22 protein-coding genes are annotated in these 20361 nt (G+C 65.4%); 15 read left to right on the top strand and 7 right to left on the bottom strand.

Annotated features, from left to right (window positions below):
• Positions 1-20 precede the first annotated feature (20 nt).
• Positions 21-1163, top strand: coding sequence for an epoxide hydrolase family protein (locus AN936_RS18955; protein WP_054589444.1), 1143 nt, complete (start codon positions 21-23; stop codon positions 1161-1163).
• Between the two features lie 39 nt (positions 1164-1202).
• On the opposite strand, the gene AN936_RS18950 is transcribed toward AN936_RS18955, so the two are convergent.
• From AN936_RS18950 to AN936_RS18940, 3 genes are all read right to left on the bottom strand, one after another.
• On the bottom strand, positions 1203-1520 hold the full coding sequence (locus tag AN936_RS18950) for an MliC family protein (RefSeq protein WP_054589443.1): 318 nt from the start codon (positions 1518-1520) through the stop codon (positions 1203-1205).
• Positions 1521-1522: 2 nt separating this feature from the next.
• A complete protein-coding gene (locus AN936_RS18945) occupies positions 1523-2137 on the bottom strand; it encodes a beta/gamma crystallin-related protein (protein ID WP_084758539.1) in 615 nt (204 codons plus the stop codon).
• Between the two features lie 80 nt (positions 2138-2217).
• Positions 2218-3459, bottom strand: a complete 1242-nt coding sequence (locus tag AN936_RS18940; protein WP_054589442.1) for a NupC/NupG family nucleoside CNT transporter — start codon at positions 3457-3459, stop codon at positions 2218-2220.
• Between the two features lie 149 nt (positions 3460-3608).
• On the opposite strand from AN936_RS18940, the gene AN936_RS18935 reads away from it, so the two are divergent.
• The 7 genes from AN936_RS18935 to AN936_RS18905 are packed head-to-tail and all read left to right on the top strand — an operon-like array spanning position 3609 to position 9724.
• On the top strand, positions 3609-5579 hold the full coding sequence (locus AN936_RS18935; protein ID WP_149037725.1) for an alpha/beta hydrolase family protein: 1971 nt from the start codon (positions 3609-3611) through the stop codon (positions 5577-5579).
• 44 nt (positions 5580-5623) lie between these two features.
• A complete protein-coding gene (locus AN936_RS18930; RefSeq protein WP_054589440.1) occupies positions 5624-6271 on the top strand; it encodes a queuosine precursor transporter in 648 nt (215 codons plus the stop codon).
• Positions 6268-7176, top strand: a complete 909-nt coding sequence (gene argB, locus AN936_RS18925) for an acetylglutamate kinase (protein ID WP_054589439.1) — start codon at positions 6268-6270, stop codon at positions 7174-7176. Before AN936_RS18930 ends, argB begins: the two co-directional genes overlap by 4 nt.
• 41 nt (positions 7177-7217) lie before the next feature.
• On the top strand, positions 7218-7526 hold the full coding sequence (locus tag AN936_RS18920) for a YggT family protein (protein WP_054589438.1): 309 nt from the start codon (positions 7218-7220) through the stop codon (positions 7524-7526).
• A gap of 1 nt (position 7527) precedes the next feature.
• Positions 7528-8424, top strand: a complete 897-nt coding sequence (folD, locus tag AN936_RS18915; protein WP_054589437.1) for a bifunctional methylenetetrahydrofolate dehydrogenase/methenyltetrahydrofolate cyclohydrolase FolD — start codon at positions 7528-7530, stop codon at positions 8422-8424.
• Complete coding sequence (locus AN936_RS18910) at positions 8424-9095, top strand: hypothetical protein (protein ID WP_054589436.1); 672 nt, start codon at positions 8424-8426, stop codon at positions 9093-9095. The genes folD and AN936_RS18910 overlap by 1 nt, the downstream gene beginning before the upstream one ends.
• A complete protein-coding gene (locus AN936_RS18905; protein ID WP_054589435.1) occupies positions 9095-9724 on the top strand; it encodes a MarC family protein in 630 nt (209 codons plus the stop codon). The genes AN936_RS18910 and AN936_RS18905 overlap by 1 nt, the downstream gene beginning before the upstream one ends.
• A gap of 63 nt (positions 9725-9787) precedes the next feature.
• On the opposite strand, the gene AN936_RS18900 is transcribed toward AN936_RS18905, so the two are convergent.
• Complete coding sequence (locus AN936_RS18900; RefSeq protein WP_054589434.1) at positions 9788-10477, bottom strand: OmpA family protein; 690 nt, start codon at positions 10475-10477, stop codon at positions 9788-9790.
• A gap of 251 nt (positions 10478-10728) precedes the next feature.
• Between AN936_RS18900 and AN936_RS18895 the strand changes: the two genes are divergently transcribed.
• Positions 10729-12054: a hemolysin family protein gene (locus AN936_RS18895; protein WP_054589433.1), complete on the top strand. Its 1326-nt coding sequence runs from the start codon at positions 10729-10731 to the stop codon at positions 12052-12054.
• A 152-nt stretch (positions 12055-12206) separates the two neighbouring features.
• Here the strand turns inward: AN936_RS18895 and glpX are convergent, their stop codons facing one another.
• Complete coding sequence (glpX, locus tag AN936_RS18890) at positions 12207-13175, bottom strand: class II fructose-bisphosphatase (protein ID WP_054590425.1); 969 nt, start codon at positions 13173-13175, stop codon at positions 12207-12209.
• Between the two features lie 141 nt (positions 13176-13316).
• On the opposite strand from glpX, the gene AN936_RS18885 reads away from it, so the two are divergent.
• On the top strand, positions 13317-13712 hold the full coding sequence (locus AN936_RS18885) for a hypothetical protein (protein ID WP_234715640.1): 396 nt from the start codon (positions 13317-13319) through the stop codon (positions 13710-13712).
• Here AN936_RS18885 and AN936_RS18880 read toward each other — a convergent pair.
• Positions 13709-15037 (bottom strand): homoserine dehydrogenase, encoded by a 1329-nt coding sequence (locus tag AN936_RS18880; RefSeq protein ID WP_054589431.1) that lies wholly within the window; start codon positions 15035-15037, stop codon positions 13709-13711. The two genes, AN936_RS18885 and AN936_RS18880, sit on opposite strands and share 4 nt — an antisense overlap.
• A 93-nt stretch (positions 15038-15130) precedes the next feature.
• Positions 15131-15943 (bottom strand): hypothetical protein, encoded by an 813-nt coding sequence (locus AN936_RS18875; protein ID WP_234715639.1) that lies wholly within the window; start codon positions 15941-15943, stop codon positions 15131-15133.
• A 351-nt stretch (positions 15944-16294) separates the two neighbouring features.
• Here AN936_RS18875 and AN936_RS18870 point away from each other — a divergent pair, with 351 nt between their 5' ends.
• The 5 genes from AN936_RS18870 (at position 16295) to AN936_RS18850 (ending at position 20358) form a co-directional block, all read left to right on the top strand.
• Positions 16295-16951 carry an energy transducer TonB gene (locus AN936_RS18870; RefSeq protein WP_054589429.1) on the top strand — a complete coding sequence of 219 codons (657 nt, stop codon included), beginning with the start codon at positions 16295-16297 and terminating at the stop codon, positions 16949-16951.
• 134 nt (positions 16952-17085) lie between these two features.
• On the top strand, positions 17086-17832 hold the full coding sequence (locus AN936_RS18865) for a MotA/TolQ/ExbB proton channel family protein (protein ID WP_054590424.1): 747 nt from the start codon (positions 17086-17088) through the stop codon (positions 17830-17832).
• A gap of 125 nt (positions 17833-17957) precedes the next feature.
• Positions 17958-18476: an ExbD/TolR family protein gene (locus AN936_RS18860; RefSeq protein ID WP_084758537.1), complete on the top strand. Its 519-nt coding sequence runs from the start codon at positions 17958-17960 to the stop codon at positions 18474-18476.
• Positions 18477-18508: 32 nt separating this feature from the next.
• On the top strand, positions 18509-18934 hold the full coding sequence (locus AN936_RS18855) for an ExbD/TolR family protein (protein WP_054589428.1): 426 nt from the start codon (positions 18509-18511) through the stop codon (positions 18932-18934).
• A gap of 113 nt (positions 18935-19047) precedes the next feature.
• Positions 19048-20358: a UDP-glucose dehydrogenase family protein gene (locus tag AN936_RS18850; RefSeq protein WP_054589427.1), complete on the top strand. Its 1311-nt coding sequence runs from the start codon at positions 19048-19050 to the stop codon at positions 20356-20358.
• The last annotated feature ends 3 nt before the right edge of the window (positions 20359-20361 follow it).

The following is a 20361-nucleotide window of genomic DNA, read 5'->3' as shown; positions in this document are numbered from 1 at the left end:
CACCGCACAAGGGGAAGGTGATGAACGTCGAACATATCCGCCCATTCCGCGTTGAGGTGCCGCAGGACGCGCTCGACGATCTTCGCGACCGGCTGGCACGCACCCGCTGGCCCGAGAAGGAAACGGTCGACGATTGGGATCAGGGCATTCCGCTCGCTTACGCCCGCGAACTCGCCACCTATTGGCGCGACGAATATGACTGGCGGCGGATCGAGGCGCGGCTCAACACCTGGCCCAACTTTCTGGCCACAGTCGACGGGCTCGATATCCATTTCCTCCATATCCGCTCGGACAATCCTGCCGCGCGGCCGCTGGTGCTGACGCACGGCTGGCCGGGATCGGTCCTCGAATTTCTCGACGTCATCGAACCGCTGTCGGCCGACTATCACCTCGTCATCCCGTCGCTTCCCGGTTTCGGTTTCTCGGGCAAGCCCACCCGCTCCGGCTGGGATGTCGAGCAGATCGCCGCCGCGTGGGACGCGCTGATGCGCGCGCTCGGCTATGACCGCTATTTCGCGCAGGGCGGCGACTGGGGCAGCGCGGTAACCTCGGCGATCGGCATGCATCACGCCGGCCATTGCGCGGGCATCCACGTCAACATGGTCACCGGCGCGCCGCCGCCCGAGCTGATGAGCGATCTCACCGATGAAGAGAAGCTCTATCTCGCGCGCTTCGGCTGGTATCAGGCCAAGGACAATGGCTATTCGACGCAGCAGGCAACGCGGCCGCAGACGATCGGCTATGCGCTGACCGATTCCCCGGCCGGACAGATGGCGTGGATCGCCGAGAAATTCCACGGCTGGACCGATTGCGGGCACCAGCCCGGCGGCCAGTCGATCGGCGGCCATCCCGAACAGGCGGTGTCGAAGGATGCGATGCTCGACACGATCAGCCTCTATTGGCTGACCGCCAGTGCTGCTTCGTCGGCGCGGCTCTATTGGCACAGCTTCCGTCAGTTCGCGGCGGGCGAGATCGACGTCCCGACGGGATGCAGCCTGTTCCCGAACGAAATCATGCGCCTGTCGCGGCGCTGGGCCGAACGGCGGTATCGCAACATCGTCTATTGGAGCGAAGCGGCTCGCGGCGGCCATTTCGCCGCGTGGGAACAGCCCGAGCTGTTCGCCGCCGAGGTCCGCGCCGCCTTTGCACAGATGGATCTTTGAAAGGGCCGCCGGCTTTTACCGGCGGCCCATCCCCCTTTTTCAGAGCGGACGCATCGCGACGCGGCAGCTTTCGGGCGCCGAGCGCAGCGCGGTATTCCATGTCACGCTGTTGCCGGTGCGATGCAGCCGGGCGCCGCTCTTGTTCTCGTAAATCTGGCCCATATTGGCCGGCGTCGACCGCAGGGTCATCGTCTGGCGTCCGTTGACGCGGACGATCGCGGCATTGGGCAGATAGTTGACGACCAGCCGCGTTCCGCGGTCGCAATCATAGGATGTTCCGGTACGGGCCGGGGTGGAGGCGCAGGCCGCCAGCATGAGCGTGGCGGCGGCGAGGGCGAGGGGGGCGGAGCGGCGCATCGTCAATAGCCCGAGCGGACGCACAGCACGTCGGCGAGATAGACGCGGTTCGCGACCGTTTCCATATGCTCGCGCGCCGAGCCGTTCCAGCCGACGGAGCGGCACCAGCTGTCGGCGGTGCGCGCGGCGCAATTGGCGGTCGACGATCCGCTGGCGCAGGCGAGAACGCGGTAGCCGCCAGTGCCGGGCTGGGTATGGAATTCGGCGAAATTGCCACGCACGACCTGATCGTTCGCGGGCGGGTTGGGGTTCCAGCCGCCACCCCCCGATCCAACGGGGCGGATCGACTGGATGGTCAGCCCGCGCAGGACGTTGCCGAGCATCGGGGTGTCGCGCTCGACCGTCCGGCAGGTACCGCGATAGCGCGTCTTTTCGCACAATTCCCAGCGGCCGCTGGCGACCCGGATCGAATTGACCGGCCACGCGAGGCCGAGGTTGGACTTGGCCTCGCCGATGAACACTGCGGGGCCGCGGTAGGCGGCATCGCGATAGATGGTGGCTTCGGGCGGCCGGTACCGCCGTTCGTCGGGAATCTGCGCCGTGCTGGTCGTCAGCATGCCGCTCCCGGCGATCAGGATAATTCCCGCCGCCGCTTTCCATGGGAATGAAAGTCGCATCACCGCAAAACCTTTCCCTGCCAAAGGTCACTGCTGGTCCCGGGGAAGGCTACGTCACACCGGCCCGATTTGCAATCCGGCTACATCAGCCCGAGCATCAGCCCTGCCAGAGCCGCGGACATCAGGTTTGACAGGCTGCCCGCGAGCAGCGCCTTCAGCCCGAGCCGCGCGATCATCGGCCGCTGGTTCGGGGCGAGTCCGCCGGTCACCGCCATCTGGATCGCGATGCTCGAGAAATTGGCAAAGCCGCACAGCGCAAAGGTCGCGATCGCGACCGAGATCGCCGACAAATCGCCCTGCACCTTGCCGAGGTCGATGAAGGCGACGAATTCGTTGAGCACGACCTTGGTCCCGAACAGGCCGCCCGCGACGGCACTTTCGTCCCACGGCACCCCCATCAGCCACATGACGGGACGAAAGATCGCGCCGATCACCGCCTGAAAGGACAGGTCGGGATAGCCGAACCAGCCGCCGATGCCCGCGAGCAGCCCATTGGCGAGGGCGACGAGTGCGACGAAGGCGAGCACCATCGCGCCGACCGCGACCGCCAGCTTGACCCCCGTCTGCGCACCCTGCGCCGCCGCCATGATGATGTTCGCGGGGCGCTCCTCGTCGTGGCTCGCCTCGGGCATGATCACGGGTTCGATGCCGATGTCCTTGGGATCGTCGGGCATCATGATCTTGGCCATCAGGATGCCGCCCGGCGCCGACATGAAGCTGGCCGCGAGCAGATAGGGCAGCAATTGCTCGCCGATCATGCTGGCATAGGCGCCGAGAATCGTCCCCGCGACCCCCGCCATGCCGACGGTCATGACGGTGAACAGCTGCGACGGCGTCAGCCCCGCGAGATAGGGACGGATGACGAGCGGGCTTTCGCTCTGGCCGACGAAGATATTCGCCGCGGCGCCGAGGCTTTCGACTTTGGTGATGCCGGTGATCGTCTGGATCGCGCCGCCGACCCATTTGATCACCAGCTGCATGATGCCGAGATAATAGAGGATCGAGATCAGCGAGGCGAAAAAGATGATCACGGGCAGCGCCGCGATTGCAAAGCTGTTGGCGCCGATTTCGGGCGAGGCGAGCGGCCCGAAGATGAAATCGGTTCCGGCCTTGGCATAGCCGAGCAGGTTCGACACGCCGCTCGACATCGCTTGGATGATCGCGCGGCCCCATGGCGTCCCGATCACCAGCAGCGCGAAGCCGGCCTGCAGCAGGAAGGCGGGCACGACGACGCGCAGGCGGATCCAGCGGCGATTCGACGAAAACAGCAGGGCAATCGCCAGCAGCGCGACGATGCCGAGCAATCCGATAAACCGTTCCATAGTCCGCCGCGTCTCCGCCAAGATGATGCCGCCTGTCTAACGGGCTTTGGCGGCGGGGCAAGGGAATCGCAGCGGTGCGCGTCGCGCTATCGGGCTTGGCGCGCGGTGAATTGGTTTGTAGTTACAGGCTGTTGAAGGGGGGGGTGATCATGCGGTGGTTCCTGGTTCTGACGGGCCTATTGGCGGGCATGATGGCGGCAGCGGCGGCCGAACCTGGATCGCCTTCTCCAGCACCGGCGGCGACTGCGCCGCTGCCGACACAGGCTTTTGCCGAGTTGCCCTTCGTTGAAGGCGCTCGATTGTCTCCCGACGGCAGACATCTGGCAGGGCTTTTTGCCGTCCGTGGCGAACAGCGCATCGTCCTGCACGAGATCGGCAGCGATTTCAGCACGGCGGTGATCATCAAGCTCCCGGACGATGCCGAAGTTGGCTGGCTACGCTGGGTCGGCAACGACAACGTCATCGCAGGTGTCACCGCGTTGCAACAGGTCACGGGCGATCGATGGTATATTTCACGCCTCGTCGGGATCAGCCGCACGACGGGCAAGGTGACCAAGCTGCTCTGGGATCTGAACGGGCAGAATACGGCAAATCTGCTGTGGGTGCCGGCCGACGGCAGTACCGAGATCCTCGTGGCGGCGCAAAATTCAATCTACAGCTCGCCCGAATTTTGGCCCGCAGTCTATCGCGTCGATGTAACGTCCGGACGCAAGCGGCTGGAAGAAAAGGGACGGGAGGGCGTGCTTGACTGGGGCGCTGATCACCTGGGCCAAGTTCGTTACGGCATCCATTATCGCGACCAAACTACGAAGGCGGCGCTCCTCTACCGGTCGGCCGGCAAGGACGTTTTTCAGGCGGTCGATAGCGCACAGCTGCGCGACGAAGAGGATCTACGCGTCCCGTTTCTATTCGTTCCGGGCGGTGATAACGGCTTTGCCATTGCCGAGGGCGCCGACGGGCGATCCGTCGTAACCGAAGTCGACATTGTTACCGGGCGGCATATTCGCACCGTCTATGCCGCCAAGGGCGCCAATATCGAAGGCCTCGCGCTGTCCGTTGACGGGTCGAAGCTGCTTGGCGTCTATACGAACGACCCGGCGCGGCCGGTACACTGGCTCGATCCCGTCATGGCGGCGCACCAGAAGGAGCTCGACGGCCGCGCGCCGATGGCTGTCGTCCGGATCGAAAGCTACAGCCAGGACCTCGCGAAGATGCTCGTGAGGGTCAGTACGCCCGAAAATCCGGGCCTTTTATTCTATTATGACACCGTCTCGGGCAATCTTGCCAAACTGGCGGAGATGAACGAGGCGATCGGCAGCAAGCGGCTTTCACGGGCAAAAATGGTGCAGTACAAGGCCCGCGACGGCCTAGCGATCGAAGGCGTACTCACCTTGCCCCGCCATCGCACCGCAACGCCGCTGCCTTTCATCGTCATGCCGCACGGTGGGCCCTGGGCGCACGACGCGCTGGACTATGACTATTGGGCGCAGTTCCTGGCCGAGCGCGGCTATGGCGTTCTCCAGCCGAATTTCCGCGGCTCGACCGGTTACGGGGCGGCCTTCGAACGCGCCGGGCAGGGGCAGCTGGGCTTTGCGATGCAGGACGATGTCAGCGACGGTGTCGAGTGGGCGGTGAAGGAAGGGATCGCCGATCCGAAACGCGTCTGCATCGTCGGGGGCTCCTACGGCGGCTACGCGGCGATGTGGGGCATCGCCAAGGATCCCGATCTCTATCGCTGCGCCATTTCGATCGCCGGCGTCGCCAACCTGCGGCGCGAGGTCAACGATTTCGCCCGCAGCACGCGCGGCCGCCTCTATCGCGGCCAGTGGGAGAAGATGACGCCCGATTTTGCCGCCGTGTCGCCGATCCACGCGATCGACCGGATCAAGGCGCCGCTGCTGTTGATCCACGGCAGGAAGGACGCCACCGTCGATCATGTCCAGTCGGTGAAGATGCACGCGGCGATGACGAAGGCGGGAAAAGCGGTCGAGTTCGTGTCGGTCCCGCTTGCCGACCATTATTTCAGCCGCGAGGCCGACCGAATGACGCTGCTGACGGCAATGGAAAGCTTCCTGCAAAAATATAATCCGCCCGATGGAAAGGATAACCCGTCCGATTGAGCGCGCATCTTTCCAGCGCCCGCAAAAGCGATTAAGCGGCGCCGATGGAACAAGGCTCCCCGCGCGTGATCGCGCCCTCCCTGCTGCTCTTCGCGATCCTCTATGGCGGCATGGTGCCGCTCGGCGGCTTTCTGGGCGCGAAGCAGGTCGCGCTCGGGCCGCTGGCGGTCGAGGCGGGCATCTTTCCCTTCCTGACCCTGATCGCGATTTCGAGCGGTATCGCCGAACTGCACGGGCGCGTCGTCGCCGACCGGCTGGTGCGGCTGGGCTTCATTCCGCTGATCCTCGCGATTATCCTCACCGTGTTCGTGCTGCAATTGCCGACCGACGCGGGAATGTACGAGCCCGCGAAGGAGGCGTTTCCGATCATCGTCGGCCAGGGCTGGCGGATGATGGCGGCGGGCATTCTCGCCTATGGCGTCTCGGTCAGCCTCAACGTCTGGCTGTTTTCGCGGATGACCGCGAACAACGGCCGGCTGCTGCCGCTGCGCGGGTTCGTCGCGGCGGCCTTGAGCCAGATCATCGATACGCTGATCTTCATCACGGTCAGCTTCTATGGCGTGCGGCCGATCGGCGACCTGATGCTCGGCCAGATGATCGCCAAGGTGGTGCTGTCGGCGGTAATGGTGCCGTTGCTCGTGATGGCGGTGGTCGCGATCGGCCGCCGCCTCGATACAAAGAATGCGGAATGACCCCTGTGACTGACCCCTCGAAAATGCCCGACCTGCTCGCCAAGGCGGAAACGCTCGTCGAGGCGCTGCCCTATCTGCAGCGTTATGCCGGCGAGACCTTCGTGATCAAATATGGCGGCCACGCGATGGGCGATCCCGAAGCGCAGCGCGATTTCGCCGAGGATGTCGTGCTGCTGAAGGCGGTCGGCATCAATCCGGTCGTCGTCCACGGCGGCGGGCCGCAGATCGGCGCGATGCTGAAACAGCTCGGCATCGAATCGCAGTTCGTCGGCGGGCTGCGTGTCACCGATGCTGCGACCGCCGAGGTTGCCGAAATGGTGCTGGCGGGCAAGATCAACAAGGAAATCGTCGGCTGGATCGCCGGGCTCGGCGGCCGCGCGGTCGGCATTTCGGGCAAGGACGCCAATCTGGTGCTCGCCGAAAAGGTCCATCGCAGCGAACCCGACCCCAATTCGGGGATCGAGCGCCACGTCGACCTCGGCTTCGTCGGCGAGCCGGTGGCGGTCGACCCGACGATCCTCGCCAATCTGACCAAGGATAATTTCATCCCGGTCATCGCGCCCGTCGCGCTGGGCGCCGACGGCGCGACCTACAACATCAACGCCGACACGATGGCGGGAGCAATCGCCGGCGCGCTTGGCGCGAAGCGCTTTTTCCTCCTTACCGACGTTTCGGGTGTGCTCGACAAGTCGGGCGCACTTCTTACCGATCTCGACCGCCCGGCGATCGAGGCGCTGAAGGGCGACGGGACGATCACCGGCGGCATGATCCCGAAGGTCGAGACGTGCGTCGCCGCGGTCGATGCCGGGGTCGAGGCGGCGGTCATCCTCGACGGACGCATCCCGCATGCGATGCTGCTCGAAATTTTCACCGCCAGGGGTGCAGGCACGCTCATTCACCGCTAGGAGGGGGCTACGACCCGACACCAGCCTGGCCGGAGACCCTGATGTACGTAATGTTGCTGCAAATCCTGTCGATCATCCTCAACGTGCTGTGGTGGATCATCATCGTGCAGGCGGTGATGTCGTGGCTGATCGCCTTCAACGTCATCAACACCCACAATGATTTCGTGGCGCAGCTCTGGAATGTGCTCGAACGGATTACCGAGCCGCTCTATCGCCCTTTCCGGCGGATCATGCCCGATTTCGGAGGGCTTGACCTGACGCCGATGGTCGTGCTGATCCTGATCATCATCCTGCAGGGGCCGGTGATCTCCTATCTCTATCAGCTCGGCATGAACGCCGGGGTGGCCTGACATGACCGCCGCGGACGTCATCGACGGCAAGGCGTTCGCCGCCGGCCTGCGCGCACGGATCGCCGATGCGGTTCCCGCCTTCGCCGCCGCGACGGGCCGGGTGCCCGGTCTCGCGGTCGTCCTCGTCGGCGACGATCCGGCGAGCGCGGTCTATGTCGGGTCGAAGGGCAAGGCGACGGTCGCCGCCGGCATGGCGAGCTTCGAGCATCGCCTGCCCGCCACAGCGACGCAGGACGAGGTCGAAACGCTGCTGCGCCAGCTCAACGCCGACGACAGCGTCGACGGCATCCTGCTGCAATTGCCGCTTCCCGGCCATCTCGACGAACAGGCGGCGGTCGCGACGATCCACCCCGACAAGGATGTCGATGGGCTGACTCCGGTCAGCGCGGGCCGCCTGGCGCTCGGCATCGCCGGGATGGTCCCCTGCACGCCCTATGGCTGCCTGCTGCTGCTGCAGGACCGGCTCGGCGACCTTTCGGGCAAGGATGCGGTGGTGATCGGCCGCTCGATCCTCGTCGGCAAGCCGATGGCGGCGCTGCTGCTCGGCGCCAATTGCACCGTCACCATCGCGCATAGCCGGACGCAGGACCTTGCCGATGTCGTGCGCCGCGCCGACATCGTCGTCGCGGCGGTCGGGCGTCCGGAGATGGTGAAGGCCGACTGGATCAAGCCCGGCGCGACGGTGATCGACGTCGGCATCAACCGCCTGCCGCCCGCCGAGGGCGCCGCGAAAGGCCGGCTGGTCGGAGACGTCGACTATGCGGGCGCGGCATCGGTCGCGGCGGCGGTCACCCCGGTGCCCGGCGGCGTCGGTCCGATGACGATCGCGTGCCTGCTGCGCAACACGCTCGTCGCCGCGCATCGCCGCGCCGGGCTCGCCGACCCGGAGGGTTTCTGATGCGGCGTTTGCTGATCGCCGCGGTTCTGTCGTCGGCGATCGCGATCGGCGGCGCGGCGGCGCGCGAGCGCGACCGGCCGCTGGCGCCGAACCCCAGCGCCTATATCGCCGCCGAAATCGCCTTTGCCCGGCTGGCGCAGGAAAAGGGCCAGTGGACGGCGTTTCGCGAGACGGCCGCGCCCGATGCGGTGATGTTCGTGCCGCAGCGCGTCGTCGCGCTGGACTGGCTCAAATCGCAGAAGGACCCGGCCGAGGCGGTCAAATGGCAGCCGCACGCCGTCTATATCAGTTGCGACGGCCATAGCGGCGCCACCACCGGCGCGTGGCAGAAGGGCGGCGCGCAGGGCTATTTCACCACCGTCTGGCGGCGCGATCCCAAGAAGGGCCGGATACGCTGGGTACTCGACCATGGCGACACGCTGACGACGCCGCGCGATGCGCCCGATTTCATCGAAGCGAAGCAGGCGAAATGCGGTTCGCGTCCCGGGGTTGCGGTCGATGCGGGCGAGGAAGGCGGCGGCGATATGGTCGTCGGCGTTTCGCCCGACCAGACTTTGAGCTGGACGTCGAGCGTCGCCGCCGACGGGTCGCGCCGCGTCACGGTGCGGATGTGGGACGGCACCGCGATGCAACCGGTGATCGACGACCGCGTCGCGGCGGCGCCCCGCTGATGCTCGACCTCTTCATCTCGGCCTTCGTGACGCTGTTCGTGATCATCGATCCGCCGGGCTGTGCGCCGATCTATGCCAGCCTGACGACAGGCGCCAATGCCGAACAGCGCCGGTCGATGGCGATCCGCGCCGTGATCATCGCGGGCGCCATCCTCGTCTTCTTCGCGATGTTCGGCGAAGCGCTGCTGAGTTTCCTGCACATCGACCTCGACAGCTTCCGCATCGCGGGCGGTGTCATGCTGTTCATCATCGCGATCGACATGGTGTTCGAAAAGCGCACCGAACGGCGCGAGCAGCGGGCCGAAAAGGTCAAGGCGACCCCGGAGATCGAGGATGTGTCGGTCTTTCCGATGGCGATGCCGATGATCGCCGGGCCGGGATCGATCGCGTCGGTGATGCTGCTGGTGGCGCAAAACAACGGGCTCGACCGTGCCTTCGTGATCTTCGCCGCGTTGCTTCTCGTGCTGCTGCTGACGCTTGCCGCGCTGCTGTCGGCGGGGCCGCTGATGCGGTTGATCGGCAATAAGGGCGAGGCGCTGATCACCCGGCTGCTCGGCGTGCTGCTCGCCGCCCTCGCGGTGCAGTTCCTGATCGACGGGCTGAAGGCCAGTTTTCCCAGCCTAGCCTAAAAGCGCATACAAAAAAGGGCGCCGCCCACAGGCGACGCCCTTTCCTGTCCACGGGAGTGGAGATCAGCGTGCGGCGTTCACATCGGCCTGCGTCACCGGCGCGATGCGGATTTCGACGCGGCGGTTGCATTGATAGTCGGCTTCGCTGCGTTCGGGCGAACATTTGAGCTGCGATTCGCCATAGCCCATCGTCGCCATGCGGGCGCGTTGGATGCCGCGGCCGCCCAGATAGTCGGCGACCGACGCGGCGCGGCGTTCGGACAGGCCTTGGTTATAGCTGTCGCTGCCGGTCGAATCGGTGTGACCATAGATGTCGATATAGGTGCTCGGATATTCGGCGAGCGTCGATGCGACATTGTCGAGGGCGCTGCGAAACTGCGATTTCACCAGCGCGCTGTTATAATCGAAGGTGACGTCGCCGGGCATGTTGAGCACGAGCTGGTCGCCCTGCCGTTCGACGTCGATGCCGGTGCCGGCGGTACGTTCGCGCAGCTTCTTTTCCTGCTGATCCATATAATAGCCGACGCCCGCGCCGGCGACCGCGCCGATGCCCGCGCCGACGATTTCCTCGGTGCGGCTGTTCTTGCCGCCGATGAGATCGCCGAGCAGATAGCCGCCCAGCGCGCCGCCGACGCCGCCGATCGCGGCCTTTGAAATCTTCTTCTCGCCAGTCACCGGATCGGTGACGCAGGCGCTCAGCGACAGCGCGCCGATGCTCGCGAGGATGGTGAGCCTGATCATATTGGTCTTCATCTTTTCGCTCCCTTGCTTGGCGGTCCGACCCGGTCCTGCGATGGCCGCCCAATGTGCCGATAACAGCTGGCCCGCCAACTGGTTCCAAAATCATGCTGAACGGCGGCTGAGCCGGGCGACGATCCCCCTTGGCCGGCTGGCGCCGATCCCATTGTGTATCCCGTCGCCTTTCGCCTATAGGAAGGCATGACCGAAGCTGACAGGGGCCGGGCGCCGATGCGCCGTACGACCGCCCCCCCCTCGATTCTCCCATGACCCCTTTTCCCTGGTCGGATGTCGTGATCATCCTGATCCTCATCCTCCTCAACGGCGTTTTCGCCATGTCCGAACTCGCGATCGTCTCGTCACGCGACCCGCGGTTGCAGGCCGCCGAAAAGCGCGGCAGCCGCGGCGCGAAGATCGCGCGCCAGCTCGCATCGGACCCCGGTCGTTTTCTCTCGACCGTGCAGGTCGGCATCACGCTGATCGGCGTGCTGACCGGCGCTTATTCTGGCGCCAGCCTCGGCCAGCCGGTGGCCGAGCGCCTGCAGGCGCTGTTCGGGTTCGACGCGGAAACCGCCTTGTCGGTGGCCTTCGCGCTGGTCATCGCACTCACCACCTACGCTTCGCTGATCGCCGGCGAACTGGTGCCCAAACAATTTGCGCTCCGCGCCCCCGAACGGATCGCGATCATCGTCGCGCCGATGATGTACTGGCTGTCGCGAATCGCCGCGCCGCTCGTCTGGCTGCTCGACAACAGTTCGGCGCTGGTCTTTCGCCTGCTCGGCCTCAACCGCGAATCGGAAGACCGGGTGACCGCCGAGGAACTGCACCTGATCGTCGCCGAGGCGTCGAAATCGGGGGTGATCGAGGAAAGCGAGCGCGCGATCATCTCGGGCGTCGTCCGGCTGGCCGACCGTCCGGTGCGCGAAGTGATGACGCCGCGCAAGGATGTCGACTGGATCGAAATCGTGTCGGACGCCGACATGGTGCGCGCCAAGCTGCTCGAAACCCCGCACACGCGCATCCCCGTCGCGCGCGGTTCGGTCGACGAGATCGTCGGCGTCGTGCAGGCGCGCGATATCGCGGCGGCGCTGTTCCGCGGCGACACGCTCGACCTTGAAACGCTGACCCGGCCGGCCAAGGTCATCCACGACCAGATCGACGCGATGGACGCGCTCGAAAGCCTGCGCGCGGCCGACGTGCCGATGCTGTTCGTCCATGACGAATATGGCCATTTCGAAGGACTGGTGACCCCCGCCGACCTGCTCGCGGCGATCGCCGGCGAATTCGCGTCGGACCAGGATATCGGCAGCGAACCCTTCGTCGTCGAGCGCGACGACGGCAGCCTGCTGATCGCCGGATCGATGCCCGCCGACCAGATGGCCGAACGATTGGGAATCGAACTGGCGGACGATCGCGACTATGCGACCGCCGCCGGCCATGCGCTTGCCATTCTGAAGCGCTTGCCGGAGGAAGGCGAGCATTTCAGCGACAAGGGCTGGCGCTTCGAGATCGTCGACATGGACGGCCGCAAGATCGACAAGCTGCTCGTTAGCGAAATCCGCCGGCCGAAGGACGACGGCGAGGACGAATAGGGCGAGGCGGCGAAAACCGCCGTTGCTTTCCATTTTCGTCATCCCCGACTTGATCCGGAATCCATTTCGGCGTCGGGGTCATGGACCCCGGATCAAGTCCGGGGTGACGATCTGACAAGGCCAGTGTCCGGCCGCAACCGCCCGGTGTACGGTTACCCCGCCCGATGTTCGCCCTTAACCCAGCGCACCGTCCCCGACGAGGCGCGCATCACGACAGTTTCGGTGGTCATCACGCCGTCGCGGCGATGCTTGACCCCGCGCAGCAGCGACCCGTCGGTGACGCCGGTCGCGGCGAAGATCACGTCGCCCTTGGCAAGGTCTTCGAGGTCATAGACGCGGTCGAGATCCTCGACGCCCCATTTGGCGGCACGCTTGCGTTCGTCGTCGTTGCGGAACAGCAGCCGGCCCTTGAACTGGCCGCCGACGCAGCGCAGCGCCGCCGCGGCGAGGACGCCCTCGGGCGCGCCGCCCGACCCCATATAGATGTCGATGTTGGTTTCGGGGTTGGTCGTCGCGATCACGCCGGCGACGTCGCCGTCGGGGATCAGCGCGACGCCGCAGCCGAGGCTGCGCAATTCGGTGATCATCGCTTCGTGGCGCGGCCGGTCGAGCACGCACACCATGATGTCCTCGGGGCCGCAGCCCTTCTCGCGCGCCACCGCCTCGACATTTTCGCGGATGCTGTTGTCGAAATTGACGATGTTCGGTGAATAGCCGGCGCCGACCGCGAGCTTGTCCATATAGACATCGGGGGCGTTGAGCAGGCAGCCTTCCTCGGCGATCGCCAGCACCGCGAGCGCATTGGGCCCCGCCTTGGCGGTGATCGTCGTGCCTTCGAGCGGGTCGACCGCGATGTCGATCTTCGGGCCCTTGCCCGGCGCATTGCCGACCTTTTCGCCGATATAGAGCATCGGCGCCTCGTCGCGCTCGCCTTCGCCGATGACGATGGTGCCGTCCATATAGAGCGTGTTGAACGCGGTGCGCATCGCCTCGACTGCCGCGGCATCGGCGGCTTTCTCGTCGCCGCGCCCGATCAGCTTCGCCGCCGCGATCGCCGCGGCTTCGGTGACGCGCACCATTTCGAGCACGAGCACCCGGTCGAGGTTGCTGCTGTTCGTCATCCCGATACTCTCCGTCTTTGCTATTGCCTTGCCGCCCCCGTCGGGCATGGTGCGCGCCATATGGCCGGCCGCACCGCTTGTCGAGGATGCTTCGCCCGATTCGGCGGCGCTTTTGCCGCATCCTGTGTCATCGCGATGACGATGGCAGGGACGACCGCCGCACAGGTGCAGGGGCCGCCCGCACCGCCGCCGCCGCGCAATGCCGAAACCGCTGCCGCCAATGCCAAGGAGATGGTCGACCCGATCCGGCGCTGCAAACCGGCCGACGATGGGTCGATTACCGTGTGCGGCACCGACACGGAGCGGCATCGGCTGTCGCCCGAGCTGCGTGCGATCGCGGGGGTCGGCCGCGACGCCAGGCCCAAACTGCCGCGCGCCGAGGCGCAGGGGATGATGTTCGACCGCCTGCCCTATAATTGGGTGGCGCTGGGCAAGGGCTATCCGCCCGGGCCCGAATATAATGCGCTCTATGAAATGGCGAAGCGTGCGACCGATCCCGATACGGGTACGCCGGTCCCCGAAGAAGCCGAACCTTAAAGCGCGAGGATCGGCATGTGCATCGGCGTGCCGACGACATGGTCCGACGCCGCGAGGATGCCGAGCGCGGCGTGGATCGCGCTCGCCGGGCCCTCGTGGGTGACGAGCACGATGATGACGCTGTCCTCGTCGTCGCCGCCGCGCTGGATGAGGCTTTCGATCGAGACGCCGGCGTCGCGCATCGCCGCGGCGATCTCGGCGAGCACGCCGATGCGGTCCTCGACGATCAGGCGGACATAATGTTTGCCGATCCGTGCGCCCGCGTCGGCCGCCGGGGCTTTATCGAGCGAATCGACCGGCATCGCGAAGGCGGGGCCATATTCGTCGCGCGCGATGTCGATGATGTCGGCGACGATCGCCGACGCCGTCGGTCCCGCGCCGGCGCCGGCGCCTTCGAAGAACAAGCGGCCGACGAAATTGCCCTCGGCGACGACAGCGTTGAGCGCGCCCGGAACATAGGCGAGCGGGTGGTCGGCGGGGACGAGGCATGGCTGGACATGCTGATAGAGGCCGCCGCCGTTTTCTCCGCTGTCGCGCTCGGCCATGCCGATCAGGCGGACGCGATGCCCGAGAGCTTCGGCTTCGCGGATGTCGGCCGCGGTCAGATTGCGGATGCCGTCGGCGGTCACCGCATCGATATCGAGCTTCGTCCCGAAGCACAGCGCGGCGAGGATCGACAATTTATGTGCCGCGTCGATGCCGTCGACGTCGAAGGTCGGATCGGCTTCGGCATAACCCTCGGCCTGCGCCGCGGTGAGCGCCTCGGCGAAGCTCGCGCCGTTCCGTTCCATTTGGGTCAGGATATAATTGCAGGTGCCGTTGAGGATGCCATAGACGCGCGCGATCTCGTTCGCCGACGCGCCCTCGCGGATCGCCTTGATCACCGGGATGCCGCCTGCGACGGCGGCCTCATATTTGAGCGGCGTGTCCTTCGTTTCGGCCAGCCGCGCGAGGTCGAGCCCATGGTGCGCGATCATCGCCTTGTTCGCGGTGACGAGCGCCTTGCCCGCGCCGAGCGTCTGGCGCGCCAGCGTCAGCGCTGCGCCATCGGCGCCGCCGATCATTTCGACCACGACGTCGACATCGTCGGCCGCGACGAGCGCACCCATGTCGTCTTCCCAGCGATAGGAAGCAAGGTCGATGCCGCGGTCGCGGTGGCGGTCGCGCGCCGAGATGGCGACGATCTCGACCGGGCGTCCGGCGCGGCGCGCGATCAGGTCGCGATTGGCCTCGAGCAAGCGGACGACGCCGCCACCGACGACCCCGATCCCGGCGAGCGCGACGCGGAGCGGCGGGCGTGGGGCAGGAACGGTGGAAGCGGACATCGGGGCACTCCTTGGATGACGGTCGCCAGCGCCCCTATCGGCTTTTCGCCATGACACAAGCCCGCTGTGCCTTGGCGGGCCGGTAGCTCTTCTTTATCCGGCCACGGGAGGCTTGCGCGTTCGCGTGCATTCGCCGAGCGCGCCAAGCACGACGGCATAATCCGACGCGGCCTTGCGGCGGTCGTCGGGAGCCGTGCCCGCCAGCTTGTTCAGCGGCAGGTTTTTCGGCAGCCCGCAGGCAAGGCGGTACCACGCCAGCGTATTGCGTTTGGGCACCGCGGCCGATCCATCGACGATCTCGCCGAATGCCGCGGCCCAGCGGCGCGACCCGTCGGCGGCGGTCAGGATGGTGAGCGAAACCGGCTCGCCCGTCTTGGTATCGAGGAACAATTGCGTCTCGCCCTCGCCCGGCAGCGTGCCCGGGACATGGAAGCCGTTGGCGATTCCCTTGATCGCGGGCGGCGCGCCCGGCTTGACGAGCTCGGTCAGGATCGCGCGCAGTTGCGCCTCGGTTGCCGGATCCCACAAAAGCTGGGCGTCGGGCGCGATCAGCCGGACGCTCCCGGTGCTGTTGGTGCCCGCCGCAGTCCCCGCGACAGGGCGGGCAAAGAGCAGGACGGGCTGTTTCTTCTTGAGCTTCGCCGCCTTGCCGTTCGCCGCCAGCGGCAGATCGACGAGATAGGTGATCCGCGCGGCGAGCGGCCCCGATCCGCGAATCAGCCCGACGACGTCGGCCTCGACGTAGAATCGGGCGTGCCCGGCCGCGAGACCGGGTGCACGGTCGGGCTTCAGGACCGTGGCGCTGCGAATTTGGGCGTGGATCGTCATCGGCGCGGCGGTCGCGAGATCGGCGATGTCGGCGTAGCTATAGGCGCTTACCGTCGCGGGAGCGCTGGCGGTCTGCATCGCGGAAACCGGCTGAATCCCGCCCGTTGCAAGCAAAATTCCGGCAAGGGCGGTCGGCAAAAGCGCGCGCATGGTCAAATCACTTTCCATCATTTGTGACACCGGGATGACACCGGTAACGCTATCGGAAGCCCCATCATGGGGCAGGGCACATTAACCGCTGATAAAGGGTTTGCGAACTTGCCGCCACCGCGATAGGACGGGCCCGAAGCGTCCGGCAAGAACATAAACAGCCGGATGCTATGCTATCGGGTCTCGCAAAACGCATCGGAAATCATCCGGGCATTTGGCAACCGAACCCGATGGTACGGATTGGTGTCAGGATGATCTAGCAAGGAGCGTCGTCCCTGAATGGCTTATGGTGATAATGTCGACCCTAAAAACAGGGTAGTGGCAATTGTCTTGGTTGGTCTGTTCACGGCAGTGCTGGGCTATGGCCTGGTAAATGGTTTGAACATCAGTATCGTCAAGAAGATTGCCGAAAAATTGGACGTGGTGGACGTCGAAGAGCCGCCGCCGCCGGAGGAGCCGCCGCCGCCGCCGCCGCCGGACAACAAGCTGCCGCCGCCGCCTCCGGTCGTGACGCCCCCGTCGCCGATTCCGCCGCCGGTAACGACGAACACGGTCCAGTCGGTGCCGACCCCGCCGCGGCTTCCGCCGCCGCCGGTCTATACGCCGCCGGCCCCGCCGGCGCCGCCGCCGGCTCCCGACCTGAGCGCACAGGGCACGCCGAAGGGCAATCCGGGCCGCTGGGCGACGAACGACGACTATCCGGCGCGCGCCATGCGTGAGGAACGCGAGGGAACGACCGGCTTCCGCGTCACCTATGGTGTCGATGGCCGGATCACTTCGTGCGACATCACCTCGTCGAGCGGCCATGCCGACCTTGACGCGGAAACGTGCAAGCTGATCACGCGTCGCGGCCGCTTCAATCCCGGCAAGGACCGTGCAGGCAACCCCACGGGCGGGAGCTACAGCAATCGTATCCGGTGGCAGATTCCGCGCTGACAAGGCGCGGGTCGCCCCGACCCAGTATTTTGACTAATTTTATTCTTTGAGAGGGAATAACCAGCATGTTTAATCTGATCGCAAATGCCGCCGCTGCGGCGCCGGCAGCTGCTCACGACGCAGGCCTGAGCCTGATGCCCGCTTCGATGTGCGTTAAGGAAGAAGGCCAGAACCCTTACGGTCTCGTTCCCGCGCTGTGCGAAGGCGGCATCGTGTCGCAGATCACCTTCCTGGTGCTGCTGATCATGTTCATCGGGACGCTCTACATCCTGTTCACCAAGCTGTTCGAACAGAATAAGGTGATCAGCCAGGGCAAGGCGGTCGACGCCAATTTCTGGCGCGCGCCGACGCTGGCCGACGGTGCCGCGAAGCTCGAAAAGAACAGCGCCTATCGTCAGGTCGTCGAAGACGGTCTGCGCGCCAACGAAGAGCATAACAAGCTGACCGACCCCGTCGAAGCCCACGACTGGATGCACGGCACGCTCGAGCGGTCGCAGAACCACATCAACTCGAAGCTCAACGGCGGCCTCGCCTTCCTCGCGACCGTGGGTTCGACCGCGCCGTTCGTCGGTCTGTTCGGTACCGTTATCGGTATTCTTCGCGCCCTCGTGAAGATCGGTGCGTCCGGTCAGGCGTCGATCGATACCGTCGCAGGTCCGGTCGGTGAAGCGCTGATCATGACCGCTATCGGTCTGATCGTCGCCGTTCCCGCGGTGCTCGCGTTCAACTGGCTGCAGAGCCGCAACAAGGCGATTGCCCGTCGTCTGTCGACCTTCTCGAACGACGTTCTCGGTTCGATCATGTCGGGTGGTCAGGTGAAGCCGGCGGTTGCCGCCGCTCCGGCGAAGGCTGCTCCCGCCGCCGCGCCGAAGAAGGCCTGACCGGTCTAATGGATCCTCGCCACGCCTCCCGACGGGGGCTGGCGAGGTCCGCTGGACAGGTCGATGCGCCGCTGGCGGGTCGACCCGGTCCGTAACAGACAATTTTGTGACAGGATGCTAATCCTATGGCGATGAGTGCAGGCGCAAAGGGCGAAGAAGCCCCGATGTCCGAAATCAACACGACGCCGCTCGTGGACATCATGCTTGTGTTGCTCATCATCTTCCTCATCACGGTTCCCGTGGTGTTGGAGACGGTGAACCTCAAGCTGCCGGCCGTGGTATTCGAGCCGACGACGACGAAGCCAGAAAATGTGCTGCTGTCGGTCCGTTCGGCCGACACCGACGGCGACGGCGAACCCAACCCCGAGAGTACGGCATGCGAAGTCTATTGGGGCCAAACCCCGGTCGATTCGCGCGAATTGCTACAGCGTGGGCAAGACAAGCTCGAAAAGCTGCTCGAAGATATCGGCGGACCGCAGAATATCACTGAGGAAAATTTCCCCGAAGTGCATATCCGCGGCGACATCAACACGCCGTATCAGTGCATCGGCGGGGTGATCTACACGATGCAATATGCCGGCTTCCAGAAGATCGGGTTCATTTCGGAACCGGCTCCTGGTTCGGGTACGGTGGGCCGCCTGTAAGGCGGTCCGCGCAGTTATGAAGGAATAATCCTATGTCCATGGCCGTTGGCGATCGGGACGACAATGAACCGATGATGGACATGAACACGACGCCGCTTATCGACGTCATGCTCGTGCTCCTCATCATGTTCATCATCACCATCCCGGTCCAGACCCACGCGGTGAAGATCGACCTGCCGGTTCCGACCGACAGCAAAAACAATGTCGATCCGGAAAAGAACAAGGTGATGATCGACCCGGCCGGGACGATCACCTGGAACGGCGCACCGGTCGACCTTGCCCAGCTCGCGAATTATCTCGAGCAGACCAAGGCGCTGCCGGTCGAGCCCGAGCTTCAGGTTCAGCCCGACCCCTATGCGCGTTATTTCGTCGTCGACAATGTGATGGCGGTGATCAAGCGCAGCGGAGTCGGCAAGCTCGGCTTCGTCGGCAACGAACAATATGCGCGCGTTTTCTGATCACTGATCCTTAACGCGTTTTATGGAAAGGGCCGCGAAGCAATTCGCGGCCCTTTTCGTTTGAAACATTTGTCCTTAATGACACGCCGGCCGCAACAACAAAGGTAGTTCGCATGAAAATCGCCATGATCGGAACCGGCTATGTCGGGCTGGTATCGGGGGCGTGCTTTTCCGATTTCGGCCATGACGTCGTCTGCGTCGACAAGGACGCCGGCAAGATCGAGGCGCTGAACGCGGGGCGGATGCCGATTTACGAGCCCGGCCTCGATTCGCTGGTCGCCAAGAATGTCGCGGCGGGCCGCCTGTCCTTCACCACCGACCTTGCGCCTGCGGTTGCCGGGGCCGACGCGGTGTTCATCGCGGTCGGGACGCCGTCGCGCCGCGGCGATGGCCATGCCGATCTTTCCTATGTCTTCGGCGCCGCCGAGGAACTGGCGGCGACACTCGATCATGATTGCGTGATCGTCACCAAATCGACCGTGCCCGTCGGCACCGGCGACGAGGTCGAGCGCATCCTGCGCGAGGGCGCGCCCGGGCGCTCGCACAGCGTCGCCTCGAACCCCGAATTCTTGCGCGAAGGTGCCGCGATCGGCGATTTCAAGCGCCCCGACCGCATCGTGATCGGTGCCGAAGACGCGCATGGCGAGTCCGTCCTTCGCGAAGTTTACCGGCCGCTCTTCCTCAACGAGGCCCCGATCCTCGTCACGCGCCGGCGCACCGCCGAGATGATCAAATATGCCGCCAACGCCTTCCTCGCGACCAAGATCACCTTCATCAACGAGATCGCCGATCTTTGCGAGGCCGTCGGCGCCGAGGTGCAGGACGTCGCGCGCGGCATCGGGCTCGACAACCGGATCGGCGCGAAATTCCTCCACGCCGGTCCCGGCTATGGCGGGAGTTGCTTCCCGAAAGACACGCTCGCGCTGCTCAAGACCGCGCAGGACAATGAAGTGCCGCTGCGCCTCGTCGAAGCGACGGTGCAGGCCAACGACCTGCGCAAGCGTGCGATGGGCCGCAAGATCATCGCGGCGATGGGCGGCAACGCGCGTGGCAAGACGGTCGCGCTGCTCGGGCTCACATTCAAGCCGAACACCGACGACATGCGCGATTCGCCGAGCCTCGCGATCGTCCAGACGCTGCTCGACGCCGGCGCGCGCGTCACCGCTTATGATCCCGAAGGAATGGAGATCGCGGCGCCGATGATGCCCGAGGTCGAAATGAAGGCGAGCGCCTATGCCGCAGCCGAAGGCGCCGACGCGGTGGCGATCATCACCGAATGGGATGCCTTCCGCGCGCTCGATCTCGCGCGGCTTGGCGGCAGGATGGCCGACAAGCTGCTCGTCGACCTGCGCAACATCTATCGCCGCGACGAAGTGCTCCGGCATGGCTTTCGCCATATCGCTATTGGAACCCGCGCCGAATAAGGG

The organism is Sphingopyxis macrogoltabida, assembly GCF_001307295.1.
Lineage (GTDB): Bacteria > Pseudomonadota > Alphaproteobacteria > Sphingomonadales > Sphingomonadaceae > Sphingopyxis > Sphingopyxis macrogoltabida_B.
Note: the sequence above shows the minus strand (reverse complement) of the source record. Positions and strands in the feature narration are given on the sequence as shown.

Bases quoted from the DNA above. Each gene is read 5' to 3' on its own strand.
- AN936_RS18955 (WP_054589444.1), top strand. From the start codon at position 21: ATGAACGTCGAACATATCCGCCCATTCCGCGTTGAGGTGCCGCAGGAC.
- AN936_RS18950 (WP_054589443.1), bottom strand. From the start codon at position 1,520: ATGCGCCGCTCCGCCCCCCTCGCCCTCGCCGCCGCCACGCTCATGCTG.
- AN936_RS18945 (WP_084758539.1), bottom strand. From the start codon at position 2,137: ATGCGACTTTCATTCCCATGGAAAGCGGCGGCGGGAATTATCCTGATC.
- AN936_RS18940 (WP_054589442.1), bottom strand. From the start codon at position 3,459: ATGGAACGGTTTATCGGATTGCTCGGCATCGTCGCGCTGCTGGCGATT.
- AN936_RS18935 (WP_149037725.1), top strand. From the start codon at position 3,609: ATGCGGTGGTTCCTGGTTCTGACGGGCCTATTGGCGGGCATGATGGCG.
- AN936_RS18930 (WP_054589440.1), top strand. From the start codon at position 5,624: ATGGAACAAGGCTCCCCGCGCGTGATCGCGCCCTCCCTGCTGCTCTTC.
- argB (WP_054589439.1), top strand. From the start codon at position 6,268: ATGACCCCTGTGACTGACCCCTCGAAAATGCCCGACCTGCTCGCCAAG.
- AN936_RS18920 (WP_054589438.1), top strand. From the start codon at position 7,218: ATGTACGTAATGTTGCTGCAAATCCTGTCGATCATCCTCAACGTGCTG.
- folD (WP_054589437.1), top strand. From the start codon at position 7,528: ATGACCGCCGCGGACGTCATCGACGGCAAGGCGTTCGCCGCCGGCCTG.
- AN936_RS18910 (WP_054589436.1), top strand. From the start codon at position 8,424: ATGCGGCGTTTGCTGATCGCCGCGGTTCTGTCGTCGGCGATCGCGATC.
- AN936_RS18905 (WP_054589435.1), top strand. From the start codon at position 9,095: ATGCTCGACCTCTTCATCTCGGCCTTCGTGACGCTGTTCGTGATCATC.
- AN936_RS18900 (WP_054589434.1), bottom strand. From the start codon at position 10,477: ATGAAGACCAATATGATCAGGCTCACCATCCTCGCGAGCATCGGCGCG.
- AN936_RS18895 (WP_054589433.1), top strand. From the start codon at position 10,729: ATGACCCCTTTTCCCTGGTCGGATGTCGTGATCATCCTGATCCTCATC.
- glpX (WP_054590425.1), bottom strand. From the start codon at position 13,175: ATGACGAACAGCAGCAACCTCGACCGGGTGCTCGTGCTCGAAATGGTG.
- AN936_RS18885 (WP_234715640.1), top strand. From the start codon at position 13,317: ATGGCAGGGACGACCGCCGCACAGGTGCAGGGGCCGCCCGCACCGCCG.
- AN936_RS18880 (WP_054589431.1), bottom strand. From the start codon at position 15,037: ATGTCCGCTTCCACCGTTCCTGCCCCACGCCCGCCGCTCCGCGTCGCG.
- AN936_RS18875 (WP_234715639.1), bottom strand. From the start codon at position 15,943: ATGCAGACCGCCAGCGCTCCCGCGACGGTAAGCGCCTATAGCTACGCC.
- AN936_RS18870 (WP_054589429.1), top strand. From the start codon at position 16,295: ATGGCTTATGGTGATAATGTCGACCCTAAAAACAGGGTAGTGGCAATT.
- AN936_RS18865 (WP_054590424.1), top strand. From the start codon at position 17,086: ATGCCCGCTTCGATGTGCGTTAAGGAAGAAGGCCAGAACCCTTACGGT.
- AN936_RS18860 (WP_084758537.1), top strand. From the start codon at position 17,958: ATGGCGATGAGTGCAGGCGCAAAGGGCGAAGAAGCCCCGATGTCCGAA.
- AN936_RS18855 (WP_054589428.1), top strand. From the start codon at position 18,509: ATGTCCATGGCCGTTGGCGATCGGGACGACAATGAACCGATGATGGAC.
- AN936_RS18850 (WP_054589427.1), top strand. From the start codon at position 19,048: ATGAAAATCGCCATGATCGGAACCGGCTATGTCGGGCTGGTATCGGGG.